Here is a 23,319-nt window from a genome sequence, read left to right as displayed (position 1 = left end):
TACCCGACAGAGAAAGCGATGTCGATGCGTGCGTCGTTACATGAGCCCGAGACTTCGGTGAAGTACGTCGCTGCCGGTGCCCGACCTCACGGCGCGTCGGTGGGTCGACGTAGGCTCGACCGGGACCGCAGGTGGAAGGGACGTGGCTTTCGATGGACGCCGGACTCAAGCGCGAGCTCGAAGCGAAGGTGTACGCCGGGGAGCGGCTGAGCCGCGAGGACGGCATCGCCCTCTACGACAGCGACGACCTGGCCTGGCTGGGCCGGCTCGCCCACCACAGGCGCACCGAGCTCAACGGCGACCGGGTGATGTTCAACGTCAACCGGCACCTCAACCTGACCAACGTCTGCTCCGCGTCCTGCGCGTACTGCTCCTTCCAGCGCAAGCCGGGGGAGAAGGACGCCTACACGATGCGCATCGACGAGGCGGTCCGCAAGGCCAAGGAGATGGAGGACGAGCAGCTCACCGAGCTGCACATCGTCAACGGCCTGCACCCGACGCTGCCGTGGCGCTACTACCCGAAGGTGCTGCGCGAGCTGAAGGCGGCGCTGCCGAACGTCAAGCTCAAGTGCTTTACCGCGACCGAGGTGCAGTGGTTCGAGAAGATCAGCGGGCTGAGCGCCGACGCGATCCTCGACGAGCTGATGGACGCCGGCCTGGAGTCGCTGACCGGCGGTGGCGCGGAGATCTTCGACTGGGAGGTCCGCCAGCACATCGTGGACCACGAGTGCCACTGGGAGGACTGGTCGCGGATCCACCGGCTGGCCCACTCGAAGGGTATGAAGACCCCGGCGACGATGCTCTACGGCCACATCGAGGAGCCCCGGCACCGGGTCGACCACGTGCTGCGGTTGCGTGAGCTCCAGGACGAGACGGGCGGCTTCGCGGTCTTCATCCCGCTGCGCTACCAGCACGACTTCGTCGACTCTGCGGACGGCAAGATCCGTAACCGGATCCAGGCCCGGACCACGATGGCCTCGCCGGCCGAGTCGCTGAAGACGTTCGCGGTCTCCCGGCTGCTCTTCGACAACATCCCGCACCTCAAGAACTTCTGGGTGATGCACGGCCTCTCCGTCGCGCAGCTCTCGCTGAACTTCGGGGTGGACGACCTGGACGGCTCGGTCGTGGAATACAAGATCACCCACGACGCCGACTCGTACGGCACCCCGAACACCATGCACCGGGACGACCTGCTGCACCTGATCTGGGACGCCGGTTTCCAGCCGGTCGAGCGGGACACCCGCTACAACGTGGTCCGGGAGTACCCGAAGCCGCCGTCGCTGGCCGAGCGCCGCGCCGAGCCGCAGCAGGTCTGGGCCTGAGCCGACGAGGGGTGACCCGGCTCCGCTCGCGTACGCTCGTGGCGTTATGAGTGAGCAGCGGAGCGGGTTCCCCCGCCGGGACGCCGAGGGACGCATCCTCACCCTGGGCGACCTGCTCGGGATCGGCCTCGCCGGCTGGTTGATCGGCGTGCTGGCGCTGGTGCTCTTCGACTGGGCCTTCGCGTCGATCGGCGCCGGGGACTTCGGGCGTACCAACGGCTGGCTGGCGGTGATCCTGCCGGCCTGGCTGTTCTGGGACGACTTCCGGGCCTGGGAGTTCGGCGCGGCCCGGGTGGTCGCGGCGCTGCTCGCCGGGGCGGTCGCGGTGCTCTGCGGGCTGCTGGTCGCCGGGTTGGCGGCCGGCCTTGCGCCGCTGCTCACCGGCGGCCTGGCCGCCCTCGCCTTCACCGTGGTCTACGCGGTGCTCTGGTTCCAGGGCGTGCACTGGCTGGCTCGACGGACGGGCTGAACCACCCGCCCGGGGCAACCCGGTGCGCGGAGAACAGGAGTGGGAACGTGAGCGCGGCGGTCAAGTACACGCTGGGCCGGATCGGGCTGTTCGTGGTGGTGCTGCTGGCCCTCTGGCCGGTCGACATGAACCCCTTCCTGAAGCTGCTGGTGGCGCTGGCGTTCTCCGCCGCGGCCTCGTTCTTCCTGCTGCGCGGCTGGCGCGACGAGATGGCCGAGGAGATGGCCGCCGCGGCCGAGCGCCGGCGGGCGGAGAAGGAGCAGCTCCGGTCGGCACTGGCCGGCGACGACCAGCCCGACCAGGCGGACCCGCACCGCGAGGGATAGCCGGCGACGGGGCAGCGAAATCGGGGCGGCCCCGCTAGGGTCTGCCGCCATGGACAAGATCAACGGGTGGCGGACGAAGGTTTTCGTCTGGATCGGGCTGCCGGTAATCGCCGCCATCGGGCTGATGATGGGCGCCACCGACCTCGTGCCGGCCTGGCAGGCCAAGGGCGGCAGCGGTACGGCGGGAACCTTCACGGCCGTGAACGAGGAATGCTCACGGCGCAACTGCGAGTGGCATGGGGACTTCGCGGCCACCGACGGCGGTGCCCGACGCACCGGTGTCATCCTCTACGACGCGCCCGACGGACTGGCGCAGGGCGAAACAGCCCCGGCGCGCGACACGGGCGCCCGCAAGGGCGTCTTCTCCACCACGGGCGGATCCACCTACCTGCTGGCCACGGGGTTGACCCTGGCCGGTGTGGTCGCCGCGGTGGCTTGGGTGGTCATGCTGGTCCGGATGGTCCGCCGGCGGCGGCAGGGGGCCGAGACGCCCGCGCGGTTCGCCTCGTCCCACTGAGGACGACGACCAGGACCGACCCGCGAATCCGACCGACGAGCCCGGCACGGAACTCCGTGCCGGGCTCGTCGCGTCCGTAGCGGTCCCTACCAGTTGGTGGAGCCGGTGACCGTCGGCCAGGGCACGTCGGTCGGCTTGATCAGGTAGACGATCCCGCCGGAGCCGCTGCCGGTCCCACCGCTCGCGGTGGTCCGCTTCGTACGTAGCCAGATCTGCTCGAACTGGGCGCGCGAATAGACGTGCCGGACCGCGTCGTTGCTCGGCGAGGCGGGGTCGTTGGCGATCACGTCGCCCGCGGCGGTGAAGCCGATCACCACCATCAGGTGCCCGGAGGTGCCGTAGCCGGCCCCGTCCAGCTCGCTGGCGAGGAAGGACTGGCTGGTCACCACAGGGATGCCGGCGGCGATGAAATGCTCCAGCTCGTCCAGCGAGTGCAGCCGGGTGACCCGCCCCTCCAGGCCGGGGAAGCTGGCCGCGTACGCGGTGTTGAACGGCCAGTTGCCGGCACCGTCGTACTGGTGGTCGTAGGTGGACCGGGCGGCGTGGTTGACGGTGGGGTCGGGGTAGGTCGGGTCGACCCAGGCGGTGTCGGCGGCGGTGGGCCGGCGACCCCAGTACTCGATCACCATCTCGGTCGAGGTGGGTGAGCACCAGGCCTCGCCGCCGCCGTCGTACTCGGGGTAGTGGCCAGCGTGGACGTTCTGCGAGTAGCGCGGGACGGCCAGCTCGGTGCCCCAGGCGATGCCGCCGGCGCTGGGCGGCACGGTGAACCGGTCGGGCACGGACGAGCTCATCGCGCCGACCGCCCGGACCGTCGGGGTGGCGGTGGTCGCCGGGTCCCGGTAGAGGGTCAGCCGGAGCTGGTACGCCCGGAGCAGCACACCCTTGTCCGCATCGTCGATGGCGAAGGTGTCGGTCCAGACGCTGGACGTCTTGTCGCGCTGCTTGTCGACGCTGGTCCGCTTGATGTCGGCGTCGCCGGAAGCCCAGCGGCCCATGACGTACCAGGGGGTGCGGGTGCCGGTGGTGTAGGTGCCCTGGAGTTCGACCTGGATCCAGGTGCCGGCGGGGGTGTCGGCGTTCCAGGAGGCGACCAGTTCGCTGGCGCCGAAGCCGACCTCGGTGACCGGTGTCGTCCAGGTGCCGTACGCCCAGGTCCGCTTGATGTTGGTGTGCGGGTCCTTGTAGACGGTCGTCCCGACCGGGGTGCCGAGGGTGAGCCCGGCGGCGGTGACGGCGGTGCCGGCGGCGGCGCCGGAGCGCCAGTCGGTGTCGCCGGTCCAGTTCTGCCAGGTGATCTGCTCGTCGTGCACGAGCGCGGTGACCGGGTCGGCCTGGGCGGCGGCGGTCGCGTCGAGGAGGGTCAGCGCGGCGACGCCGGCGAGGGCGACCGCGCGCAGGGGGATGCTGGCAACCATGGCAACTCCGCGAGGTGAGGCAGCGTTGCCGTTCACTGTCCCGCTCGGAGGGAAGTTTCGCCAGAGGGCTGCCGAAGGAAAATCGTTGCCGGTGTGAGGATCCGGTCGGGATGGGCCATTGCAGCGATGAATGTTGATATGACCATGTGACTGCTGGTGAAGTGGCGGACAGCGGGATCTCCCCGTACCCCGAGGAGGTTGTCCATGGCCCTCCGCACATCCCACCTCCGGCGCGGCCTCGCCCTGGCCGTCGCCGCCGGCCTCGGCCTCGTCACCGTCGCCGCCGGGCCGGTCTCCGCACGACCGTCCGCCGAACCCGCGCCGGCCGCCGCCGGCTACCGGGTGCTCGGCCCGCGCACCTTCGCCGACCGCAACGCGGTCGCCCGCACCGGCGCGGCGATCGACTACTCCGAGCACGGCGTGCTGCACGTCTCGGCCACCCGCGCCGAGGCCGCCGCGATCGGCCGGCTGGGCTTCCGGCTGGAGGCCGACCCCGGGCCCGCCCCCGTCGGTGACGCCGGCACCCTCGCCTTCCCACCCGCCGACTCCAACTACCACGACTACGCCGAGCTGACCGCGCTGGTGAACCAGGTCGTCGCCGACCACCCGTCGATCGCCAAGAAGAGCAGCATCGGCACCTCGTACGAGGGCCGCGACCTGATGGCCGTGAAGATCTCCGACAACGTCGGCACCGACGAGAACGAGCCGGAGATCCTCTTCAACGCCCAGCAGCACGCCCGCGAGCACCTGACCGTCGAAATGGCGATCTACCTGCTCAACCTCTTCACCGACAGCTACGGCACCGACTCCCGGATCACCAACCTCGTCAACTCCCGGGAGATCTGGATCGTGCCCACCGTCAACCCGGACGGCAGCGAGTACGACATCGCCACCGGCTCGTACCGCTCCTGGCGAAAGAACCGGCAACCCAACAGCGGCTCGTCGTACGTCGGCACCGACCTGAACCGGAACTGGGCGTACCAGTGGGGCTGCTGCGGCGGCTCGTCCGGCTCCACCTCGTCGGAGACCTACCGGGGCCCGTCCGCCTTCTCCGCCCCGGAGACCCAGGCGCTGCGCAACTTCGTCAACAGCCGGGTGGTCGGCGGGGTGCAGCAGATCAAGGCCAACATCGACTTCCACACCTACTCCGAGCTGGTGCTCTGGCCGTTCGGCTACACCACCTCGAACACCCCCACCGGGATGAGCGCCGACCAGTACAGCACCTTCGCCACCATCGGCCAGCAGCTGGCGGCCACCAACAACTACACCCCGGAGCAGTCCAGCGACCTCTACATCGCCGACGGCACCAGCATCGACTGGATGTGGGCCGCGCACGGCATCTGGGCGTACACGTTCGAGATGTACCCGGGCTCGTCCACCGGCGGCGGTTTCTACCCGCCCGACGAGGTGATCGGAGCGCAGACCTCGCGGAACCGGGAGGCGGTGCTGCTGCTCTCCGAGTACGCCGACTGCCCGTACCGGGCGATCGGCAAGCAGTCCCAGTACTGCGGCACCGGCGGCGGTGGCACCACGGTCTGGTCGGACACCTTCGAGACCGCCACCGGCTGGACCACCAACCCGGCCGGCACGGACACCGCCACCACCGGGGCGTGGGAGCGCGGCGCCGCCCAGGCCACCAGCTCGTCGGGGGCCAAGCAGCTCCTCCCGTACGCCGGGAGCAACGACCTGGTCACCGGCCGGCTCGCCGGCACCGCGGCCGGGGACTACGACATCGACGGCGGGCCGACCAGCGCCCGCTCCCCGGCGGTGACCCTGCCCGCGAGCGGCACGCTGACCCTCTCGCTGGCCTGGTACCTGGCGCACGGCTCCAACGCCTCGTCGGCGGACTACTTCCGGGCCAGCGTGGTCCACGCCGGCGGCACCACCACCCTGCTCAACCAGGCCGGTGCGGCAGCCGACCGGGACGGCGCCTGGGCGGTGGCGAACCTGAACCTCACCCCGTACGCCGGCCAGTCGGTGCGGATCCAGGTGGAGGCGGCGGACGCCTCCGGCGCCAGCCTGGTCGAGGCCGCTGTGGACAACGTCACGATCACCGCGTCCTGAATCCGGGTGGGGCCCCGGAAAACCCCCGACGGGGCCCCACCCACCCCTCCCGTCCGGACGATCTCCGCTGGTCGTGCGCTACCGTGACACCGATCAGCCCGCAGCGAAGCCGGTGCGAAACCGGCGCTGTCCCGCAACTGTGATGCCCCCGCCCGCTCTCCGGCGCCGCCGGAGACCCGGAACGGGGACGAGTCAGGTCGCCTGCGGTTGGTCGCGACACGCGCTCTCGAGGAAGGGCGCCTCGCGGACGGGTACGCGCAGGCGGCCCCTGTCGGCGAAGCAGCACACTCCTCGACCGACAGGAGGACAGATGTCCCGACGTACCCCCCGGTTCCTGGCCGCCACCCTCGCGGTGGCCGCCCTGACCCTCGGCGCCTGCGCCGAGAAGACCTCGAACGACACCCCCGCCGCCGGCGCGAGCTCCGCGGCCGCCACCTTCCCGGTCACGGTCGGCAAGCTGACGCTGGAGAAGCGCCCGGAGAAGATCGTCTCGCTCTCGCCGTCGGCGACCGAGATGCTCTTCGCGATCGGCGCCGGCAAGCAGGTCACCGCCGTCGACGACCAGTCGAACTACCCGGCGGACGCGCCGAAGAGCGACCTCTCCGGCTTCCAGCCGAACGCCGAGGCGATCGCCGGCAAGAGCCCGGACCTGGTGGTGCTCTCCAACGACACCAACAAGATCGTCGCCCAGCTCACCACGCTGAAGATCCCGGTGCTGCTCACCCCGGCCGCCACCACGCTGGACGACAGCTACCAGCAGATCACCGACCTGGGCACGCTGACCGGCCACCCGGCCGAGGCGGCCGACGTCACGAAGCGGATGAAGGACGACATCGCCAAGCTGACCAAGGACCTGCCGCAGCGGACGAAGAAGCTGACGTACTACCACGAGCTGGGCCCCGAGCTGTACAGCGCCACCAGCAAGACCTTCATCGGCTCGATCTACGCGCTGGCCGGCCTGGAGAACATCGCCGACGCCTCGGACGCCGACGGGAAGAACGGCGGCTACCCGCAGCTCTCCCAGGAGGTCATCGTCAAGGCGAACCCCGACTTCGTCTTCCTGGCCGACACCAAGTGCTGCAAGGTGACCCCGGAGGCGGTCAAGGCCCGCAGCGGCTGGGCCGGCGTCAGCGCGGTCAAGAACAACCAGGTGGTCGCCCTGGACGACGACATCGCCTCCCGCTGGGGCCCGCGCGTGGTCGACCAGCTCCGGACGATCGTCGACGCGGTCGCCAAGGTCCCGGCGTGACCCACCGCCGTCGGTGACGGTGCCACCCACGCAACCCCGGCCGGCCGGGACGCCTGACGCGTCCCGGCCGTCCGCCGTGCCCGGGGCGTCCGCCGCCGCGCCGGTCCGACGCCCGGTCACCCGGGCCGGGTCCACCGGAGGTACGCCCCGACCGGCCGGGCTGCGCAAGCGTTGGCTTCTCGCCGGGATCGGCGCGGTGCTCGTCGCCCTGGTCGCCGGGGTTTCCCTCGGCCCGGTCAGCCTGCCGCCCGGCAGCGTCGCCGCCGAGCTGCTCAACCTGCTGCCCGGTGTGCACCTGGAGAGCGGGCTCAGCGAGCAGGAGATCGCCATCGTCACCGAGCTGCGGCTGCCCCGGGTGGTGCTCGGCCTGCTGGTCGGCGGGCTGCTCGCCCTGGCCGGCGGCGCGTACCAGGGCGTGTTCCGCAACCCGCTGGCCGACCCGTACCTGCTGGGCGTGGCGGCCGGGGCGGGGCTGGCGGTCACCGCGGTGATCGCCCTCGGCGCGGGGACGGCGGCGCTGAGCGGGCTGCCGCTCACCGTGCCGCTGGCCGCGTTCGTCGGCTCGCTCGGCGCGGTGGCCATGACCTACCTGCTCGGTGCGGCCGGCGGGCGCAGCCGCTCCCCGGCGACGCTGATCCTGGCCGGGGTGGCGGTCTCCGCGTTCCTCTCCGCCGGGCAGACGTACCTGCTGCAACGGCACTCCGACAGCATCCAGCAGGTCTACTCGTGGCTGCTCGGCCGGCTCGCCACCGCCGGCTGGGACGACGTCCGACTGATCCTGCCGTACTTCCTGCTCACCGCCGTGGTGGTGCTGCTGCACCGGCGGGAGCTGGACGTGCTCTCGGTCGGCGACGACGAGGCCCGCAGCCTCGGCCTGCACCCGCAGCGCTCCCGCTACCTGCTGATCGTCGCCGCCTCGCTGGGCACCGCCGCGGCGGTCTCCGCCTCCGGGCTGATCGGCTTCGTCGGGATCATCGTCCCGCACACCGTGCGGCTGGTCGCCGGGTCGAGCTACCGGGTGATCCTGCCCCTCTCGCTGCTCTTCGGGGCCGCCTTCCTCGCCCTGACCGACGTGGTCGCGCGGACCGCCGCCGCGCCGGCGGAGATCCCGATCGGCGTGGTCACCGCCCTGCTCGGCGGCCCGTTCTTCGTCCTGGTGCTGCGCACCTCCCGCCGGGTGTTCTCATGACGGCGCGGGCGGTGCGGGTGCGCGACCTGCACGTGAAGCTCGGCGGCGTGCCGATCCTGGCCGGGGTCGACCTCACGGTCGCCCCGGGTGAGTGGGTCACCGTGATCGGCCCGAACGGCGCCGGCAAGTCGACCCTGCTGCGCGCCGTCGGCGGCCTGCTCCCCGCGCCGCACGCCATCTCCCTCTTCGGTACGCCCGCCGAATCGCTGCGCCGCCGCGACCGGGCCCGGGTGGTTGCCACCGTCGCCCAGTCCCCGGTGGTGCCGGCCGGGATGTCGGTGCTCGACTACGTCCTGCTCGGGCGTACCCCGTACATCCCGCCGCTGGGCCGGGAGTCGGCCGCCGACCTGGCCGCCGTGGACGACGTGCTGGACCGGCTGGACCTCGGCGCGTTCCACGGTCGGGAGCTGGCCACCCTCTCCGGCGGTGAGCGGCAGCGGGTCTTCCTGGCCCGGGCGCTCGCCCAGGGCGCCACGCTGCTGCTGCTCGACGAGCCGACCAGCGCGCTGGACATCGGCCACCAGCAGGAGGTGCTGGAGCTGGTCGACCAGCTCCGCCGGGAGCACGGCCTGACCGTGCTCGCCACCATGCACGACCTCTCCATCGCCGGCGAGTACGCCGACCGCCTGGTGCTGCTCGCCGAGGGCCGGGTCGCCGCCGTCGGTCCGCCCGCCGAGGTGCTCACCGAGCACCTGCTCGCCACCCATTACCGCGCCCACGTCCGAGTCGTCCACGGCGAACACGGTCCCCTCGTCGTCCCCGTCCGGCCCGGCCCTCGACCGCTCAGGTCGGAGGAGTAGGCCCGAGGATCGAGAAGAACGCCCCCTGTGGATCGGTGAGCACCGCGAACCGGCCCCGGGGCAGATCGGTCGGCGGGAGGAACACCTGCCCGCCCAACCGGTGCGCCTCGTCGGCGAAAGCGTCGGTGTCGGACACCGCGAAGTAGATCATCCAGTGCGACGGGAGGTCGCCCCAGTCTTCGCCGATCATGGGCATCATGCCGGCGACGGAGCGGCCAGTCAGCTGCCAGGTGGTGTAGGTGACCGGGCCCATCGGTTGGTCGTCCGCCGTCCAGCCGAAGACCGACCCGTAGAACTCCTTCGCCCTGTCCCACTCCCGGGTGGTCAGCTCGGCCCAGGTCAGCGAGCCGGGCACGTCGAACACGTCCGCGCCGGGCATGCCGAGCGACTGCCACACCCCGAACGGAGCCCCGGCCGGGTCGGCGAAGAGCGCCATCCGCCGGGAGCCCGGGATGTCGACGGGATCTGTCAGGACCCGGCCACCGGCGGCGGTCACCCGCTGGCCGGCCGCGTCGGCGTCGTCCGTCGCCAGGTAGATCAACCAGGCGGGCGGCCGTTGCAGGCCGGCATTCGGCCCGGTACCGGCCACCGGTCTGCCCTGCTGGTGGAAGACGAGGTGACCGGCGGCCGTGGGTCCCGAATCCGCCCCAGCGACGGCCCAGCCGAACAGGGGCGCGTAGAAGCGCGCCGCGCCAGCGGGGTCGGTGGTGAACAGGTCGACCCAGGCGGGTGTCCCCGGTGATGGCTCGGTCATGGATCGGCTCCGGTTCCTGTGCTCGTCGGGGCGACTCGTCGCTCGATTGATGGTCGTACCCGGGGGCCGACAGGCGAGGGCGATCAACCCGCGCCGGGGCGGGCCAGGGCGATGACGTTGAAGAGGGCACCGTGGGGATCGCGCAGGGCGGCGAAGCGCCCGGCCGGGATGTCCCGGGGTGGGACCAGGATGGTGCCGCCCAGTGCGGCGGCGCGGGCCGCAGCCGCGTCGGCGTCGGCAACCGCGAAGTACACCGACCAGTACGCGGGTAGGTCCGCGGGGTAGCCGTCGCCCAGCGGAGGCGTCATCCCGGCCACGATCCGGGTGCCGAGCCGCCAGCCGGTGTAGGTGAACGAGTCCATCGGCTGATCGTCCGGATGCCAGCCGAAGACCAGCTCGTAGAAGATCTTCGCGCCCTCAGGGTCGGGGGTGACCAGCTCGTTCCAGCTCATCGCGCCCGGCACGTCGAAGACCTCGGCCCCCGGCATCGCCATCGGCTGCCAGACGCTGAACGATGCCCCGGCCGGGTCGGCGAAGACCGCCATCCGCCCTCGGTCGAAGACCTCGAACGGGGGTACCACCACCTGCCCGCCGGCCCGCTCGACCCGGCGGGCCACCAGGTCCGCGTCGTCGGTCGCCAGGTACGTCGACCAGATCGGCACCTGGTCCGGGATGGCCGGCGGTCCGGCGCCGGCCACCGCCCGGCCGCCGAGGAGGAAGACGGTGTAACCGCCTGCCTCCGGCTCGGGGTCGATCCGGCCGGTCCAGCCGAACAGCTCCGGGTAGAACCGCCGCGCGTCGGCGAGACCCGGGGTGGCCAGGTCGGCCCAGCAGGGTGTGCCCGGCGGGACGGTGCTCACGTCGGCCCCTCTCGGCTGGGGGGCGGCCACGCCGGCAGCCCTGCCGGCATCGTGGCACCGAATCCCCGTCGTACGGGGCAGATCGGGCAGAACGTCAGCTGAACCGTCGACCCTCGTCCCGCCGCCGCCCGCCGCGCCGCGTCTCTCGCCTAGCGTCGCACCGGCGTTTCCTCGTGGACCGGACCGGACCGGACCCCGGGGTGCCGGCTCAGCCGAGCGGGGCGGGCAGCGGGGTGGTGTGCAGCACCGACAGCCGGGAGACCGCCCGGGTCAGCACCACGTACAGCCGGTGCAGGCCGCGCGGCTCGGCCGCGACGATCGCGGCCGGCTCGACGACCACGACGTGGTCGTACTCCAGGCCCTTGACCAGGGTCGCGGGCACCACGGTGACCCGCTCCGCGGTCTGCACGTCGTCGGCGGTCGCGGTGGCGACGCCCGCCGCGGCGAGCGCCGCGCGGAGCCGGTCCACCGCGTCGTCGGCGGCGATCACCCCGACCGAGCCGTCGTGCGCGAGCGCCGCCCGCACCTCGGCCACCGTCGCCGCCGTCAGGTCGGTCACGGTACGCACGTCGAGCGCGCCGTCGTGGCGCAGCGACTCCGCCGCGGGTACGTCCACCGCGAGCGCCGGCAGCAGCCGGTTGGCGAACGCGACCACCACCGCGGGCACCCGGAAGCCGATGCTCAGTGGCACCACGGCCGCGTCCGGCTTGCCCAGGTGGGCCAGGGACTCCCGCCAGTCGGTGGCGGCCCACGGCGCGGTGCCCTGGGCCAGGTCGCCGAGGAGGGTGATCGAGCCGTGCTCGCTGCGCCGGGCGATGGCCCGGCACTGCATGGGGGAGAGGTCCTGCGCCTCGTCGACCACCACGTGTCCGAAGCCGGCCGGCCGCTCCAGCAGCCCGGCGGCCTCGTCGATCAGCACCGTGTCGGCGGCGGTCCATTTCGTCGCCCTCGGGGTGCGGCCGAGTGTGGTGCCGGTCGTCGTCCGGCGCCGCGCGGGCGCGACGTCCGTTGCCACCTGCTCGCCGCCCGGTGCCGTCCTGCCGAGCAGCAGCGCCTGCTCCTCGGCGGTGAGCAGCCCGTCGGCCGCGGCGGCGAGCGCGGCCGGGTCGCCGAGCAGGGTGTGCACCAGCCCCTCCGGGGTGAGCGCCGGCCAGACCGCGTCGAGGAATTCGGTCACCGGCTTCGCCTTGGCCATCCGGCGCAGCCAGGCGTCGCTCGGTGACTCGGCGCGGCGGGCCTCGGCCTGGCGTTGCAGCAGCCCCACCACCCGGGCCCGGACCCGTTCCCGGCCGGTGGCGTAGGGCAGCCCCTCGCGGCGGGTCTCCTCGACGATCCGGTGCAGCGGGTCCAGGCCGATCCGCCAGCGGAACGACCCGTCCGACACCATGATCGGCTCGGTCGGCGCCCCGATGTGCGCCTCGACGGCGCGGTGCAGCACCTCCGCCATCCGGACGTCGTGCTTGAGGGTCGCCACCGCCGGGTCCTCGACCGCGCGTACCGGCACCCGGGTGACCAGGTCCTCCACCGTGGCCTGCGCGACCTCGACCTCGCCGAGCGCCGGCAGCACCGCCGCGATGTACGACAGGAACGCCCGGTTCGGTCCGACGATCAGCACACCGGCCCGGCGCAGCCGCTCCCGGTGCAGATAGAGCAGGTACGCGGCGCGGTGCAGCCCGACGGCGGTCTTGCCGGTGCCCGGCGCGCCCTGGACGCAGATCGAGTCGGCCAGGTCGGCGCGGACCAGCTCGTCCTGTTCCGGCTGGATGGTGGCGACGATGTCCCGCATCGGCCCGACGCGGGGGCGCTCGATCTCGGCGGTGAGGATCCGGCTGGCCGTGCCCAGCTCCTCGCCCCGGTCCAGGTGCTCGTCCTCGAAGCTGGTCAGCGCGCCACCGCTGAATCCGAAGCGACGCCGGACGGCGACGCCCTGCGGGTCGCGGGCGCTGGCCCGGTAGAACGACCGGGAGACCGGCGCCCGCCAGTCCAGCACCAGCGGTTCGCCCCGCTCGTCGGTGACGTGCCGGCGGCCGACGTGGTATTCCCGCCCGGCGTGTTCCGCGCCCTGCTCGCCGCTGTGCCGGCCGTCGGCGGTCCCGCCGCTGTGCTGGCCGTCGGCGGTCCCGCCGAAATCGAGCCGGCCGTCGGCGGTCCCGCCGAAGTCGAGCCGGCCGAAGAAGAGCGGGGTGGTCGGGTCGTCGGCCAGCTCGGCCACCCGTCGGGCCATGTGCCGGCCGAGCTGCTCGGCGGTGTACGCGTCGCCGGCGACCTTGTCACCGGTGGCGAAGAGCGCCTCGGCGCGTTCCCGCATCTGGCGTAGGGCGAGGCGGGAGGTGTCCAGGTGGGCCCGCTCGGCGGCGAGCTCCGCGTCCAGGGTCTGTTCTTGGGCGTGCAGGGTCATCCACGTACTCCTCAGACACGGGGAAAAACGCTGCCGCTCGCGTTTCCGACTCGTCGGTCGGCGCGGGGACGTCCGCTGCGGTGCTTACTCACCGCGGCCGTCGGGCGGAAGGGAACAGCCTACTCCCGTCCCGGGGAGCGGCAACCGATTTTCCGTCCGCTCCGGAGGGGTGGTACCGCAGGTCGACGACGTCGCGCCGCTGCTGGTCGAGGCTCCAGTCGGAGACCTCGGTCAGGTCGACCGTGACCCGGAGGGTGCCGGTTTCGCCGGACGGGAGTTCGGCGAGCACCTCGCCGCGGGGCGAGACGACCATGCTCGGGCAGTGCTGGCGTGGGTCGGCGAGGTTGGCGGCGAACACGAACCGCTGGTTCTCGGCGGCCCGGCTGACCAGGTGGCTGCGCCAGACCCCCGGGGTGGCCTCCGGGCTGGCGGCGTTGGTCAGGAAGACGAAGGCGGCCGCGCCGGAGCGAGCGAGGTGCTGCCACTGCTCCGGGTAACGGATCTCCCGGCAGAGCTGCACGCCCACCACGAGATCTCCCCACGGCTGGCGTACGGCGAGCGTCGGCAGCGCGGTGCCGGCCCGCAGCACGGGGCGTTCGTTCATCGCCAGGTTGATCTTCCGGTAGTTCCACCGGTCGCCCGAGGGCGAGAAGTACAGGGCGGCGTTCCACCAGGCGTCCTCCTCGGGGAGCAGTGACCCGCAGAAGACGTGCACGCCCCGGCGTGCGGCGAGCCCGGCCAGCGTCCCGATCGCGTCGGCGAGGGCGTCCCGGTCGAGGGTGGCCAGCGGCCCGAGATCGGGGGCGTAGCCGGAGAGGGCGCCCTCGGGCAGCAGCACGACGTCGTCCGGTCGGCTCTGCGCCAGCACCTCACCGATCGCCGCGAGGTTTGGCATCGATGTCCCAGCCGGTGGGGATCTGGCCGATGGTCACGGACGTCCTCATGCCGAGATCCTGCCCCGGCCCGGCTCCGGACCGGTCGCCGGGCGGGGCGATGGTGCGGGGGAGTCGGGGCCGGGATCATGGGGGGATGACCGAGGCGCGTCCCGAGCAGCGCCGGATGACGATCAGCGACCCGCAGGTGATGCGGGCGCTGGCCCATCCGGCCCGAATCGCGATCATGGAATATCTGAGCACCCGCGAGGCCGGCGGGACGGCGACCGAGTGCGCCGAGATCGTCGGGCTGTCGCCGAGCGCGACCAGCTACCACCTGCGGGCGCTGGCGAAGTTCGGCCTGGTCGAGCAGGCGCCGAGCCGGGGCGACGCGCGGGAGCGAGTGTGGCGCACCTTCAGCAGCAACTGGATGGTCGAGCCCGGCCAGGGCGCCGGGCCGGAGGTCCGGGCCGCCGAGCAGGCCCTGGTGGAGGCGCACGCGGCCCGGGACATGGAGCGAACCCGTGAGTGGCTGCGGCGGGCCGGGGACGAGCCCGCCGAATGGTACGAAGTGGCCCTGTTCAGCGACACGCTGCTGCTGCTCACCGCCGAGGAGTTGGCCGAGCTGAACGAGTCCGTGATGGCGCTGTTCGACCCGTACCGGCAGCGGAACCGGCGGGCCGATCCGCCGCCGGGGGCCCGCCCGGTGGCTGTGCAGTACAAGGTGGTGCCGCTGCCGTAGCGGAGGGGGTTGCGTGGGTCAGTTGTGAAGGATTATTTTCGAAGCATGTCCTTCACAACTGGTCCGTCGCGCTGGTCGGACGTCTGGCTCGCCGCCGCCGCCCGGGGCACCACGATCTGCGGCGAGTTCCTGGCCGCCACCGCGCTGGCGCTGGCCCTCCAGGCCTCCGGCGCCGGCAGCCTCGCCGTCTCCGGCCTGCTGCTCGCCGCCACCCTGCCGCTGGTGGTGCTCGCCCCGCTGGCCGGGCGCGTCGCCGACCGGGTGGACAGCCGCACCCTGCTGGTCACCGTCGGCGCGGTGCAGTCGGCGATCTGCCTGCTGCTCGCGTACGCCGCACAGCCGGTGGTGATCGTGGCGCTGGTGGGGCTGCTCGCCTGCGGGCTCGCGCTGACCCAGCCCTGCCTGGCGGCCCTGCTCCCGGCGATGGTCCGCCGCGACGACCTGCCCCGGGCCAGCGCGGTGCACCAGACCGCCGTGTCCGTCGGCGCGCTGGGCGGCCCGGTGCTGGCCGGGCTTCTGGTGGGCGGGTTCGGCACCCGGATGCCGCTCCTGCTGAACGCGGCGAGCTACCTCGCACTGGTCGCCGCCGGGGTGCTGCTGCGCACCCGGCGGGGTGGCCGGCCGACCGCGCCCGCGGCCGGGGCCGCCGCCGCAGCCGTCCCGGTCTGGAAGCTTCGACAGGACCCGTTGATGCTCGCCATGGTGGTCACCACCGCCGCGGTGATCACGGCGATCGGCGGCATCAACGTCATCGAGGTCTTCTTCATCCGCGAGACCCTGGACGCCTCCGCCACCGTCTACGGGCTGGTGGGCGCCGCCTGGATGGCCGGGATGCTGCCGGGCAGCTGGCTCGCCGCCCGGCTGGCCCGCCGGCTCACCGACGACGGCGCCCTGCTGTACGGCGTGCTCCTGACGCTCGGTGGCTGCTCCCTGATGGTGGTGCTCGCGGCCGCCGTGCCGGCGGCCGCGCTGCTGGTCCCGCTCTGGCTGGTGGGCGGTGCGGCGAACGGCGGGGACAACGTCTTCGCCAACGTGCTGACGGCCCGCCGGGTGCCGGAGGCGGTGCGCGCCCGGGCGTACGCGGTCAACGGCGCGGCGGTGCAGGGCGGGTCGATGGCCGGGTACCTGATCGGCGGCGCGCTGCTGGCCGTGCTGCCGCCCCGACCGCTGATCGCCGGCCTCGGGATCGCCGGCCTGCTGGTGGCGGTCGCGTTCGTCCCCGTCGTCTGCCGGTCGGTCCGCCGGGCCCGGCCCGACGGGAGCCCGACGGCGGCGCCGGCCGCGACCAGCGGTCCGGCGGATGCGGAGTTGGCCACTCCCCGGGCCGCCCGCTGAGCCGGCGCCGACCGGCGGGGATACCGTCGGGTCATGGCTGAGCGCGTGGCACGCCCCCGGGTAGGGCACATCCAGTTCCTGAACTGCCTGCCGATCTACTGGGGGCTGATGCGCTCCGGCGCGCTGCTCGACGTCGACCTGCACAAGGACTCCCCGGACCGGCTCAGTGCCGCGCTCGTCGCCGGTGACCTGGACATCGGCCCGATCTCGCACGTGGAGTACCTGCGGCACGCCGACGAGCTGCTGCTCCTGCCCGACCTGGCGGTGGGCAGCGACGGGCCGGTGCTCTCGGTCAACGTGGTCTCCACCAAGCCGCTCGCCGAGCTGGACGGCGGCCGGGTCGCCCTCGGCTCGACCTCGCGGACCGGCGTGCTGCTCGCCCGGTTGCTGCTCGGCGAGCGGTACGGGGTCCGCCCCGAGTACTTCCGCTGCCCGCCCGACCTGACCCAGATGCTGCTGGAAGCGGATGCCGGCGTGCTCATCGGCGACGTGGCGCTGCGCGCGCTCTACGAGGCGCCCCGCCGCGGCCTGGAGGTGACCGACCTCGGGCAGGCCTGGCGCGACTGGACCGGGCTGCCGATGGTCTTCGCCGTCTGGGCGGTACGCCGCGACTTCGCCGCCGCCCACCCGGGCATGGTCAAGGAGGTGCACGAGGCGTTCCTGCGCTCCCGCGACCTCTGCCTGGCCGAGCTGGACCAGGTCGCCGAGGCAGCCGCCCGCTGGGAGCCGTTCGACGCGGCGACCCTGGCCACCTACTTCCGTACCCTCGACTTCTCGCTGGGCGAGCGGCAGGTCGCCGGCCTGCGCGAGTTCGCCCGGCGGGCCGCGGCGATCGGTGAGGCCCCGGCGCTGCCCGACGGCGGCCCGGAGTTCTTCGCCGGCTGACCGCGCCGCGCGGGCCAACCCGCCGAAACGGCGATGTGGCGGTGCCCCCGGGACCGGGGCACCGCCACATCGGGCGTGACGGGAGCAGGCTCAGGTGTCGGAGCGGAGCACCGCCTCGGTGATCTTCTGGCAGTTCTTCATGCCGTAGTCGTAGCCCATCCCGATCGGGTAGCGGACCATCACGCCCATCGTCCAGTTGTCGCCGATGGCCAGGCAGTTGACGTGCATCTCCTGCTCGCGGGTCCGGTCGACCCAGCCGTTCTTGATGGCGATGGTCTTCTGCTCGGCCTCGGGGAACGCCTTGCGGATCCCGAAGTCACCCTCGCCGCGCACCTGCCGCATCTCGTTCAGCAGCCACTGCGTCCACTTCGGACCGGCGGCGCGACCGTCCTTGATGCAGGCGCCGAGCCGCGCGGTGTCCCGGGGGGAGAGGTTCGTCCGGCTCCAGCCGCCGTCGGCGGCCGGACCGCTGTCGGTGGTCTTGCAGATGGAGACCATCCGCTTGATCGAAGGGGACCGCCCGACGCTGTTGTAGAACTTCTCGGCGAGGGTGTTGTCACTGTCCCGGATGATCCGGGTGGCCTCGGCGAGCCTGGCGTCGCTCGGCTCCTGGCCGGCGTCGTCGGCCCGGCGCAGGTAGTCGGCGACGATCCAGGACTTGATCAGCGACGCGGTGGTGCTGGTCTCGCCCATGTTCTTCGAGCCGATGATCTTCCCGGTCCGGGTGTCCAGCACGCTCCAGGCGTACCAGCCCTTGATGTCGAGGTCGATCTGCTTGTCCGCGAACGGCAGCGGCTCCAGCGACGGCGACGGGGACGGCGTCGGCTTCGCGCGGCTGCTGCGGTCGGTCGGCGCCGTGGTGGTGCGGTCCGGGTTGGACGGGTCGCCCCAGTGCGACGCGGCGCTGGACACCAGCGGGGAGCCGGGCAGCAGCCGGAGCGAGACCAGCACCAGACCGATCATGATGGCCGCGAAGGCGATCAGCTTGAGCGGCTGGTTGTCCCGCCGGCCGCCGCGGTCACCGCGACGGTTGCCGGCCATCAGAGCTTCCCGACGGGCTGCGGCACCTTGAGGGCGGCGCCGGGCTGCGGGCTGACCAGCTGGGTGGCGACGCTGGCGCAGATCTTCGCGCCGTACTCCGGATACTCCGGATTGCTGCTCTGCGGGTACCGCAGCATCACGGCGAGGCTCCACTTGTCGGTGACGGCGAGGCAGTTGACGTGCCAGTTGCCGTCGTAGTTGAGGGGGGTCCAGCCGTTCTTGATGGCGACCGGGCCCTGCGCCTTGATCTCGGCGGGCAGGCCGTCGATGATGCCCCACCTGCCGCCGCCGGACTTGGCCTGCTGCACCTTGACGCTGCCCCGGACGTTGGCCATCTCGTTGAGGACCCACTTGGTCCACTTCCCGGCGGCCTTGCCGTCGGCGATGCAGTCGCCGAGCCGGACCGCGTCCCGAGGGGACATCCGGGTGAAGCTCCACCAGCCGTTGTACATGGCGGGGGCGGGGGGTCCACTGCGGGTGGTGTCGGTGAGGCCGCAGATCTTGATGGCCCGCTGGATCACCGGGTCCGGCTTTCCGTTCGGTTGCGGCTTGTACGACCCGCCGGCCGCCGCGTACACCTTGTTGGCCCCGACGTCGTTGCTGTCCCGGATGGCCAGGCTGGCCCAATTCTTCAGCGCGGAGGTCGGCTGCTTGTCGCCGAGCTGGCGCAGGTAGTCGGAGACGATCCAGGCCTTGAGCATCGACTCGGTCGAGTTGGTCGAGGCCATGTTCTTGGAACCGGAGACCTGGCCGGTCGTCCGGTCCATCAGGGCCCAGCCGAAGAAGTCGCCCTTGAAGTTCACCGCGACCGGGCCGGCGGTGAGGGTCGGCGGCGGTGGCGCGGTCGGCGTGGGGGCGGGCACCTGTTCGACGGCGCCGCCGCCGATGCCGCCGAGCCCGCCGCCGTCGCCGGCCAGCTTCGCGTACGCGGTGGGCACCAGCAGACCGGCGCCGAGCAGGACCGCCAGGACGGCAAGCACCATGGTCACGCGGGATCGCATGAGTGGGTGAGCTCCAGATGTCAGGGCCGGGGGGACCGGCTGTTTTCCGAATGTGTCGGCCTGACCGCCGAGGCCGGGGGAGGTGGCCGTCGTCTTTGGTGGCGATCGTCAGCAGCCGATCGGTGTGACGCGGGGAAGTCTACGTCCGGACAGGCGACGCGCCAGAACCTGACGCCCGGCAACTTGCCGCGAAGCCGGGATTAAACGCCGGTATGCCGCCCTTGAGAGGATTCACCTTCTCTCGGTGACGCAAGTCATAGCAGTGACCTGGGCCTGGTGCCCACCCCCCGCGGCCGGCCGGTGACGGAAAGGCACCTCGGAATCCTGTTACACCCTCTGGTGTCATCAGGGGCGAGCTGTAACACTTGGTGTCATGTATGGCAACGACTTCGCCGCCGAGGAGGACACGCCCGGCGGTGGCTTGCTCGGCCAGGTCGAGGCGGCCGAGGCCGCGCTGCGTGCGGCGGCCGCCCGTGGCCGGGCCGACGGTCCCGGCCCCGGCGGTGACCTGGCGGCCTACTTCGCCGAGGTGATCGACGCCGACCAGAAGATCGAGCCGCGCGACTGGATGCCCGAGGCGTACCGCCGGACGCTGATCCGGCAGATCGCCCAGCACGCGCACTCCGAGATCATCGGGATGCAGCCGGAGGGGAACTGGATCAGCCGCGCCCCCTCGCTCAAGCGCAAGGCGATCCTGCTGGCCAAGGTCCAGGACGAGGCCGGGCACGGCCTCTACCTCTACGCCGCCGCCGAGACCCTCGGGGTCAGCCGCGACGAACTCGTCCAGCTCCTGCTCGACGGCCGGCAGAAGTACAGCTCGATCTTCAACTACCCGACCCTGAACTGGGCCGACGTGGGCGCGATCGGCTGGCTCGTGGACGGCGCGGCGATCGTCAACCAGGTCCCGCTCTGCCGCTGCTCCTACGGGCCGTACGCCCGGGCCATGATCCGGGTCTGCAAGGAGGAGTCGTTCCACCAGCGGCAGGGCTACGAGATCCTGCACGTGATGGCCCACGGCACCCCGGAGCAGAAGGCGATGGCCCAGGACGCCGTGGACCGCTGGTGGTACCCGTCGCTGGCCATGTTCGGCCCGCCGGACGGTGACTCGACCCACTCCGAGCAGTCGATGGCCTGGAAGATCAAGCGGTTCTCCAACGACGAGCTGCGCCAGCGCTTCGTGGACATGTGCGTGCAACAGGCCGAGATCCTCGGCCTGCGGATCCCCGACCCCGACCTGCGCTGGAACGACGAGCGGCAGGCGTACGACTACACCCAGCCGGACTACGACGAGCTGATGCGGGTGATCAAGGGCAACGGGCCGTGCAACCGGCAGCGGATGGAGCACCGCCGGGCCGCCCACGCCGACGGCGCCTGGGTACGCGAGGCCGCCGCGGCGTACGCCGCCAAGCGGACGGTGCAGAAGGAGAAGGTGGCCGCGTGAGCACTGCTGGACACACGCCGCTCTGGGAGGTCTTCGTGCGGGCGCGGCGCGGGCTGTCGCACACCCACGTCGGCAGCCTGCACGCCCCCGACGCCGAACTGGCCCTGCGCAACGCCCGGGATCTCTACACCCGCCGGCAGGAGGGCGTCTCGATCTGGGTGGTGCCGGCGAGCGCGATCACCGCGTCCAGCCCGGACGAGAAGGACGCCTTCTTCGACCCGGCCGCCGACAAGGTCTACCGCCACCCCACCTTCTATGAGGTGCCGGACGGGGTGGCCCACCTGTGAACGGCCCCTTCGACTTCGTCCTCTCCCTCGGCGACGACGCCCTCGTGGCGGCACAGCGGCTCGGCGAGTGGGCCACCCGCGCGCCGGAGATGGAGGAGGACATCGCGCTGGCCAACATCGCCCTCGACCAGCTCGGTGCCGCCCGCCTGCTGCTGACGTACGCGGGTGAGCTGGAGGGCGCCGGCCGGGACGAGGACGCGCTGGCGTACCTGCGCGACGACCGGGAGTTCCGCAACTGCCTGCTGGTGGAGCTGCCCAACGGCGACTTCGCGGTGACCATGGTGAAGCTGCTGCTGCTCTCGGCGTACCAGGTGCCGCTCTACACCGCGCTGGCCGGCTGCGCCGACGAGCGGCTCGCCGCGATCGGCGCCAAGGCGCGCAAGGAGTCGGCGTACCACCTGGACCACTCCTCGCTCTGGGTGAAGCGCCTCGGCGACGGCACCGAGGAGTCGCACCGCCGGGCCCAGGCCGCGGTGGACCAGGTCTGGCCGTACCACCACGAGCTGTTCACGGCGGATCCGGCGGCGCCGGTCGACCCGGCCACCCTGCGGGCCGACTTCGACGCCGTCGTCTCCGCTGTGTTCGACGAGGCGACACTGACCCGCCCGGAGACCGGCTGGACGCCGGGCGGCGGCCGGGACGGCGTGCACACCGAGCACCTGTCGTACCTGCTCGCCGAGATGCAGGTGCTGCACCGGGCGCACCCGGGGGCGACGTGGTAGCTCCCCGGGAGGCCGTGGCGGCGGTGGTGGACCCGGAGATCCGGGTGATCACCATCGACGAGCTCGGCATCCTGCGGGCGGTCGACGAGGACCCGGCCACCGGCCGGGTGGTCGTCACCATCACCCCCACCTACACCGGCTGCCCGGCGATGGATGTGATCCGCTCCGACATCCGCCGGGCCCTGGCGGCCGCCGGCCACCCCGACGCCGAGGTCCGGACGGTCTACAGCCCGGCCTGGAGCACCGACTGGATCTCCGACACCGGGCGGGCGAAGCTGGCCGACGCGGGCATCGCCCCGCCGGCCCCGGTGCGCGCCGGCACCGTCGTACCGTTGACGCTGGCGGTTCGCTGCCCGCGCTGCGGCTCGCTGGAGACCGAGCAGGTCAGCCGGTTCGGCTCCACCGCGTGCAAGGCGCTTTTGCGGTGCCGTTCCTGCTTTGAACCCTTCGACCACCTGAAGGCGCTGTGACTGTCACGATCACCCGACCGGTCCGTCGCCGGCCGGCCTTCCACCCGCTGGATGTCGCCGCCGTCGACCGGCTCACCGACGACGCCGTGGCGATCACCTTCGCCGTGCCCGAGGAGCTGCGGGAGACCTTCGCGTTCTCCGCCGGCCAGCACCTCACCGTGCGGCGTGCCGGGGAGGACGGCGCGGAGGTGCGGCGGTCGTACTCCATCTGCTCCACGCCGGACGACCTGGCCCGGCACGGCCGGCTCCGGATCGGCGTGCGGGAGATCCCCGGCGGCGCCTTCTCGGCGTACGCCTGCGGCGCCCTGCGCCACGGTGACACCGTCGAGGTGCTGCCCCCGCTGGGGCACTTCACCACCGCGTTCGCGCCGGACCGGGTCCGCCACTACGGCGCGGTGGTCGCGGGCTCCGGCATCACCCCGGTGCTCGCGCTGGTCGCGACGGCCCTGGCCGTCGAGCCGGCCAGCACCTTCACCCTGGTGTACGGCAACCGCACCGCGAACACCGTGATGTTCGCCGAGGAACTGGCCGACCTGAAGGACCGCTATCCGACCCGGCTGCACCTGGTGCACGTGCTCTCCCGGGAGGAGGGCGAGTCGCCGCTGCTGTCCGGGCGGATCGACGCGGAGCGGCTGGGCCGACTGCTGGAGACCATCGTGCCGGGCGACGTGATCGAGGAGTGGTTCCTCTGCGGCCCGTACGCGATGGTGGTGGCCGCCCGGGAGCTGCTGACCGGGCGCGGCCTGCCGGAGTCGGCGGTGCACACCGAGCTGTTCCACGTCGACGCGCCGCCGGAGCCGGTGCGGCGCCCCGGTGACGAGCCGGGGGCCGGGGCCGAGGTGACCATCGTGCTGGACGGCCGGTCGTCGCGCTTCACCATGGGCCGCGACGAGCGGGTGCTGGACGCCGCGCTCAAGGTCCGCAGCGAGCTGCCGTACGCCTGCAAGGGCGGCGTCTGCTCGACCTGCAAGGCGAAGGTGGTCTCCGGCGAGGTGACCATGGCCCGCAACTACGCGCTGGAGCCGGACGAGCTGGCCGCCGGGTACGTGCTGACCTGCCAGTCCAGCCCGACCACCGACAGCCTCACCGTCGACTACGACGCGTGACCGGCATCCCCGCCCGAAGGGTGGGATGGACGACAGAGACGGGACACCCCG

General features: G+C 72.5%; 23 protein-coding genes and 1 riboswitch. Of the genes, 16 read left to right on the top strand and 7 right to left on the bottom strand.

Annotated elements, in window-relative coordinates:
• Positions 1-152 precede the first annotated feature (152 nt).
• Genes mqnE through AC5RWQ_RS02990 form a run of 4 tightly spaced genes read left to right on the top strand, consistent with a single transcriptional unit; the run spans position 153 to position 2,634 of the window.
• A complete protein-coding gene (gene mqnE / locus AC5RWQ_RS03005) occupies positions 153-1,322 on the top strand; it encodes an aminofutalosine synthase MqnE (RefSeq protein ID WP_334491296.1) in 1,170 nt (389 codons plus the stop codon).
• 46 nt (positions 1,323-1,368) lie between these two features.
• Positions 1,369-1,791 carry a hypothetical protein gene (locus AC5RWQ_RS03000; protein WP_334491294.1) on the top strand — a complete coding sequence of 141 codons (423 nt, stop codon included), beginning with the start codon at positions 1,369-1,371 and terminating at the stop codon, positions 1,789-1,791.
• A gap of 47 nt (positions 1,792-1,838) precedes the next feature.
• Positions 1,839-2,117 (top strand): DUF4229 domain-containing protein, encoded by a 279-nt coding sequence (locus AC5RWQ_RS02995; protein ID WP_494281211.1) that lies wholly within the window; start codon positions 1,839-1,841, stop codon positions 2,115-2,117.
• 49 nt (positions 2,118-2,166) lie between these two features.
• Positions 2,167-2,634, top strand: a complete 468-nt coding sequence (locus tag AC5RWQ_RS02990; protein ID WP_494281210.1) for a hypothetical protein — start codon at positions 2,167-2,169, stop codon at positions 2,632-2,634.
• 86 nt (positions 2,635-2,720) lie between these two features.
• Here AC5RWQ_RS02990 and AC5RWQ_RS02985 read toward each other — a convergent pair whose 3' ends face one another.
• Positions 2,721-4,052, bottom strand: a complete 1,332-nt coding sequence (locus AC5RWQ_RS02985) for a C39 family peptidase (RefSeq protein ID WP_494281209.1) — start codon at positions 4,050-4,052, stop codon at positions 2,721-2,723.
• A gap of 204 nt (positions 4,053-4,256) precedes the next feature.
• Here AC5RWQ_RS02985 and AC5RWQ_RS02980 point away from each other — a divergent pair, with 204 nt between their 5' ends.
• From AC5RWQ_RS02980 to AC5RWQ_RS02965, 4 genes are all read left to right on the top strand, one after another.
• Entirely contained in the window at positions 4,257-6,116 is a 1,860-nt protein-coding gene (locus AC5RWQ_RS02980; protein ID WP_494281208.1) for a M14 family metallopeptidase, read from the top strand.
• Positions 6,117-6,224: 108 nt separating this feature from the next.
• Positions 6,225-6,313, top strand: a riboswitch (cobalamin riboswitch).
• Positions 6,314-6,426: 113 nt separating this feature from the next.
• Positions 6,427-7,365, top strand: coding sequence for an ABC transporter substrate-binding protein (locus AC5RWQ_RS02975; RefSeq protein ID WP_494281207.1), 939 nt, complete (start codon positions 6,427-6,429; stop codon positions 7,363-7,365).
• A gap of 160 nt (positions 7,366-7,525) precedes the next feature.
• Positions 7,526-8,554, top strand: a complete 1,029-nt coding sequence (locus tag AC5RWQ_RS02970) for a FecCD family ABC transporter permease (protein WP_494281611.1) — start codon at positions 7,526-7,528, stop codon at positions 8,552-8,554.
• Entirely contained in the window at positions 8,551-9,354 is an 804-nt protein-coding gene (locus tag AC5RWQ_RS02965; protein ID WP_494281206.1) for an ABC transporter ATP-binding protein, read from the top strand. The genes AC5RWQ_RS02970 and AC5RWQ_RS02965 overlap by 4 nt, the downstream gene beginning before the upstream one ends.
• Here AC5RWQ_RS02965 and AC5RWQ_RS02960 read toward each other — a convergent pair.
• The 4 genes from AC5RWQ_RS02960 to AC5RWQ_RS02945 form a co-directional block, all read right to left on the bottom strand.
• Positions 9,338-10,108 carry a VOC family protein gene (locus tag AC5RWQ_RS02960; RefSeq protein WP_494281205.1) on the bottom strand — a complete coding sequence of 257 codons (771 nt, stop codon included), beginning with the start codon at positions 10,106-10,108 and terminating at the stop codon, positions 9,338-9,340. The genes AC5RWQ_RS02965 and AC5RWQ_RS02960 overlap by 17 nt on opposite strands.
• Positions 10,109-10,191: 83 nt before the next feature.
• Positions 10,192-10,968, bottom strand: coding sequence for a VOC family protein (locus AC5RWQ_RS02955; protein WP_494281204.1), 777 nt, complete (start codon positions 10,966-10,968; stop codon positions 10,192-10,194).
• A gap of 208 nt (positions 10,969-11,176) precedes the next feature.
• On the bottom strand, positions 11,177-13,366 hold the full coding sequence (locus tag AC5RWQ_RS02950) for a HelD family protein (RefSeq protein WP_494281203.1): 2,190 nt from the start codon (positions 13,364-13,366) through the stop codon (positions 11,177-11,179).
• An 88-nt stretch (positions 13,367-13,454) separates the two neighbouring features.
• Positions 13,455-14,261, bottom strand: coding sequence for a carbon-nitrogen hydrolase family protein (locus AC5RWQ_RS02945; protein WP_494281202.1), 807 nt, complete (start codon positions 14,259-14,261; stop codon positions 13,455-13,457).
• 134 nt (positions 14,262-14,395) lie between these two features.
• Between AC5RWQ_RS02945 and AC5RWQ_RS02940 the strand changes: the two genes are divergently transcribed.
• From AC5RWQ_RS02940 to AC5RWQ_RS02930, 3 genes are read left to right on the top strand one after another with little or no spacing between them, the layout of a single operon-like run.
• The gene (locus AC5RWQ_RS02940) at positions 14,396-14,980 is read left to right on the top strand and encodes an ArsR family transcriptional regulator (RefSeq protein WP_494281201.1); all 585 of its coding nucleotides are present in this window, start codon (positions 14,396-14,398) and stop codon (positions 14,978-14,980) included.
• Positions 14,981-15,025: 45 nt separating this feature from the next.
• On the top strand, positions 15,026-16,315 hold the full coding sequence (locus AC5RWQ_RS02935; protein WP_494281200.1) for an MFS transporter: 1,290 nt from the start codon (positions 15,026-15,028) through the stop codon (positions 16,313-16,315).
• A 33-nt stretch (positions 16,316-16,348) separates the two neighbouring features.
• A complete protein-coding gene (locus AC5RWQ_RS02930; RefSeq protein WP_494281199.1) occupies positions 16,349-17,200 on the top strand; it encodes a menaquinone biosynthetic enzyme MqnA/MqnD family protein in 852 nt (283 codons plus the stop codon).
• Between the two features lie 90 nt (positions 17,201-17,290).
• Here AC5RWQ_RS02930 and AC5RWQ_RS02925 read toward each other — a convergent pair whose 3' ends face one another.
• Complete coding sequence (locus tag AC5RWQ_RS02925; RefSeq protein ID WP_494281198.1) at positions 17,291-18,241, bottom strand: serine hydrolase; 951 nt, start codon at positions 18,239-18,241, stop codon at positions 17,291-17,293.
• Positions 18,241-19,242 carry a barstar family protein gene (locus tag AC5RWQ_RS02920; RefSeq protein WP_494281197.1) on the bottom strand — a complete coding sequence of 334 codons (1,002 nt, stop codon included), beginning with the start codon at positions 19,240-19,242 and terminating at the stop codon, positions 18,241-18,243. Before AC5RWQ_RS02920 ends, AC5RWQ_RS02925 begins: the two co-directional genes overlap by 1 nt.
• 373 nt (positions 19,243-19,615) lie before the next feature.
• Between AC5RWQ_RS02920 and paaA the strand changes: the two genes are divergently transcribed.
• Genes paaA through paaE form a run of 5 tightly spaced genes read left to right on the top strand, consistent with a single transcriptional unit; the run spans position 19,616 to position 23,268 of the window.
• Positions 19,616-20,683 (top strand): 1,2-phenylacetyl-CoA epoxidase subunit PaaA, encoded by a 1,068-nt coding sequence (gene paaA / locus AC5RWQ_RS02915; protein WP_334491267.1) that lies wholly within the window; start codon positions 19,616-19,618, stop codon positions 20,681-20,683.
• Entirely contained in the window at positions 20,680-20,970 is a 291-nt protein-coding gene (gene paaB / locus AC5RWQ_RS02910) for a 1,2-phenylacetyl-CoA epoxidase subunit PaaB (RefSeq protein WP_494281196.1), read from the top strand. Before paaA ends, paaB begins: the two co-directional genes overlap by 4 nt.
• A complete protein-coding gene (gene paaC / locus AC5RWQ_RS02905; protein ID WP_494281195.1) occupies positions 20,967-21,692 on the top strand; it encodes a 1,2-phenylacetyl-CoA epoxidase subunit PaaC in 726 nt (241 codons plus the stop codon). The genes paaB and paaC overlap by 4 nt, the downstream gene beginning before the upstream one ends.
• Positions 21,686-22,162: a 1,2-phenylacetyl-CoA epoxidase subunit PaaD gene (gene paaD, locus AC5RWQ_RS02900; RefSeq protein WP_494281194.1), complete on the top strand. Its 477-nt coding sequence runs from the start codon at positions 21,686-21,688 to the stop codon at positions 22,160-22,162. The genes paaC and paaD overlap by 7 nt, the downstream gene beginning before the upstream one ends.
• The gene (gene paaE, locus AC5RWQ_RS02895; protein WP_494281193.1) at positions 22,159-23,268 is read left to right on the top strand and encodes a 1,2-phenylacetyl-CoA epoxidase subunit PaaE; all 1,110 of its coding nucleotides are present in this window, start codon (positions 22,159-22,161) and stop codon (positions 23,266-23,268) included. Before paaD ends, paaE begins: the two co-directional genes overlap by 4 nt.
• Positions 23,269-23,319: the final 51 nt, after the last annotated feature.

This window comes from Micromonospora sp. BS32 (assembly GCF_059089345.1).
This window is presented reverse-complemented; position numbering and strand designations above follow the sequence as displayed.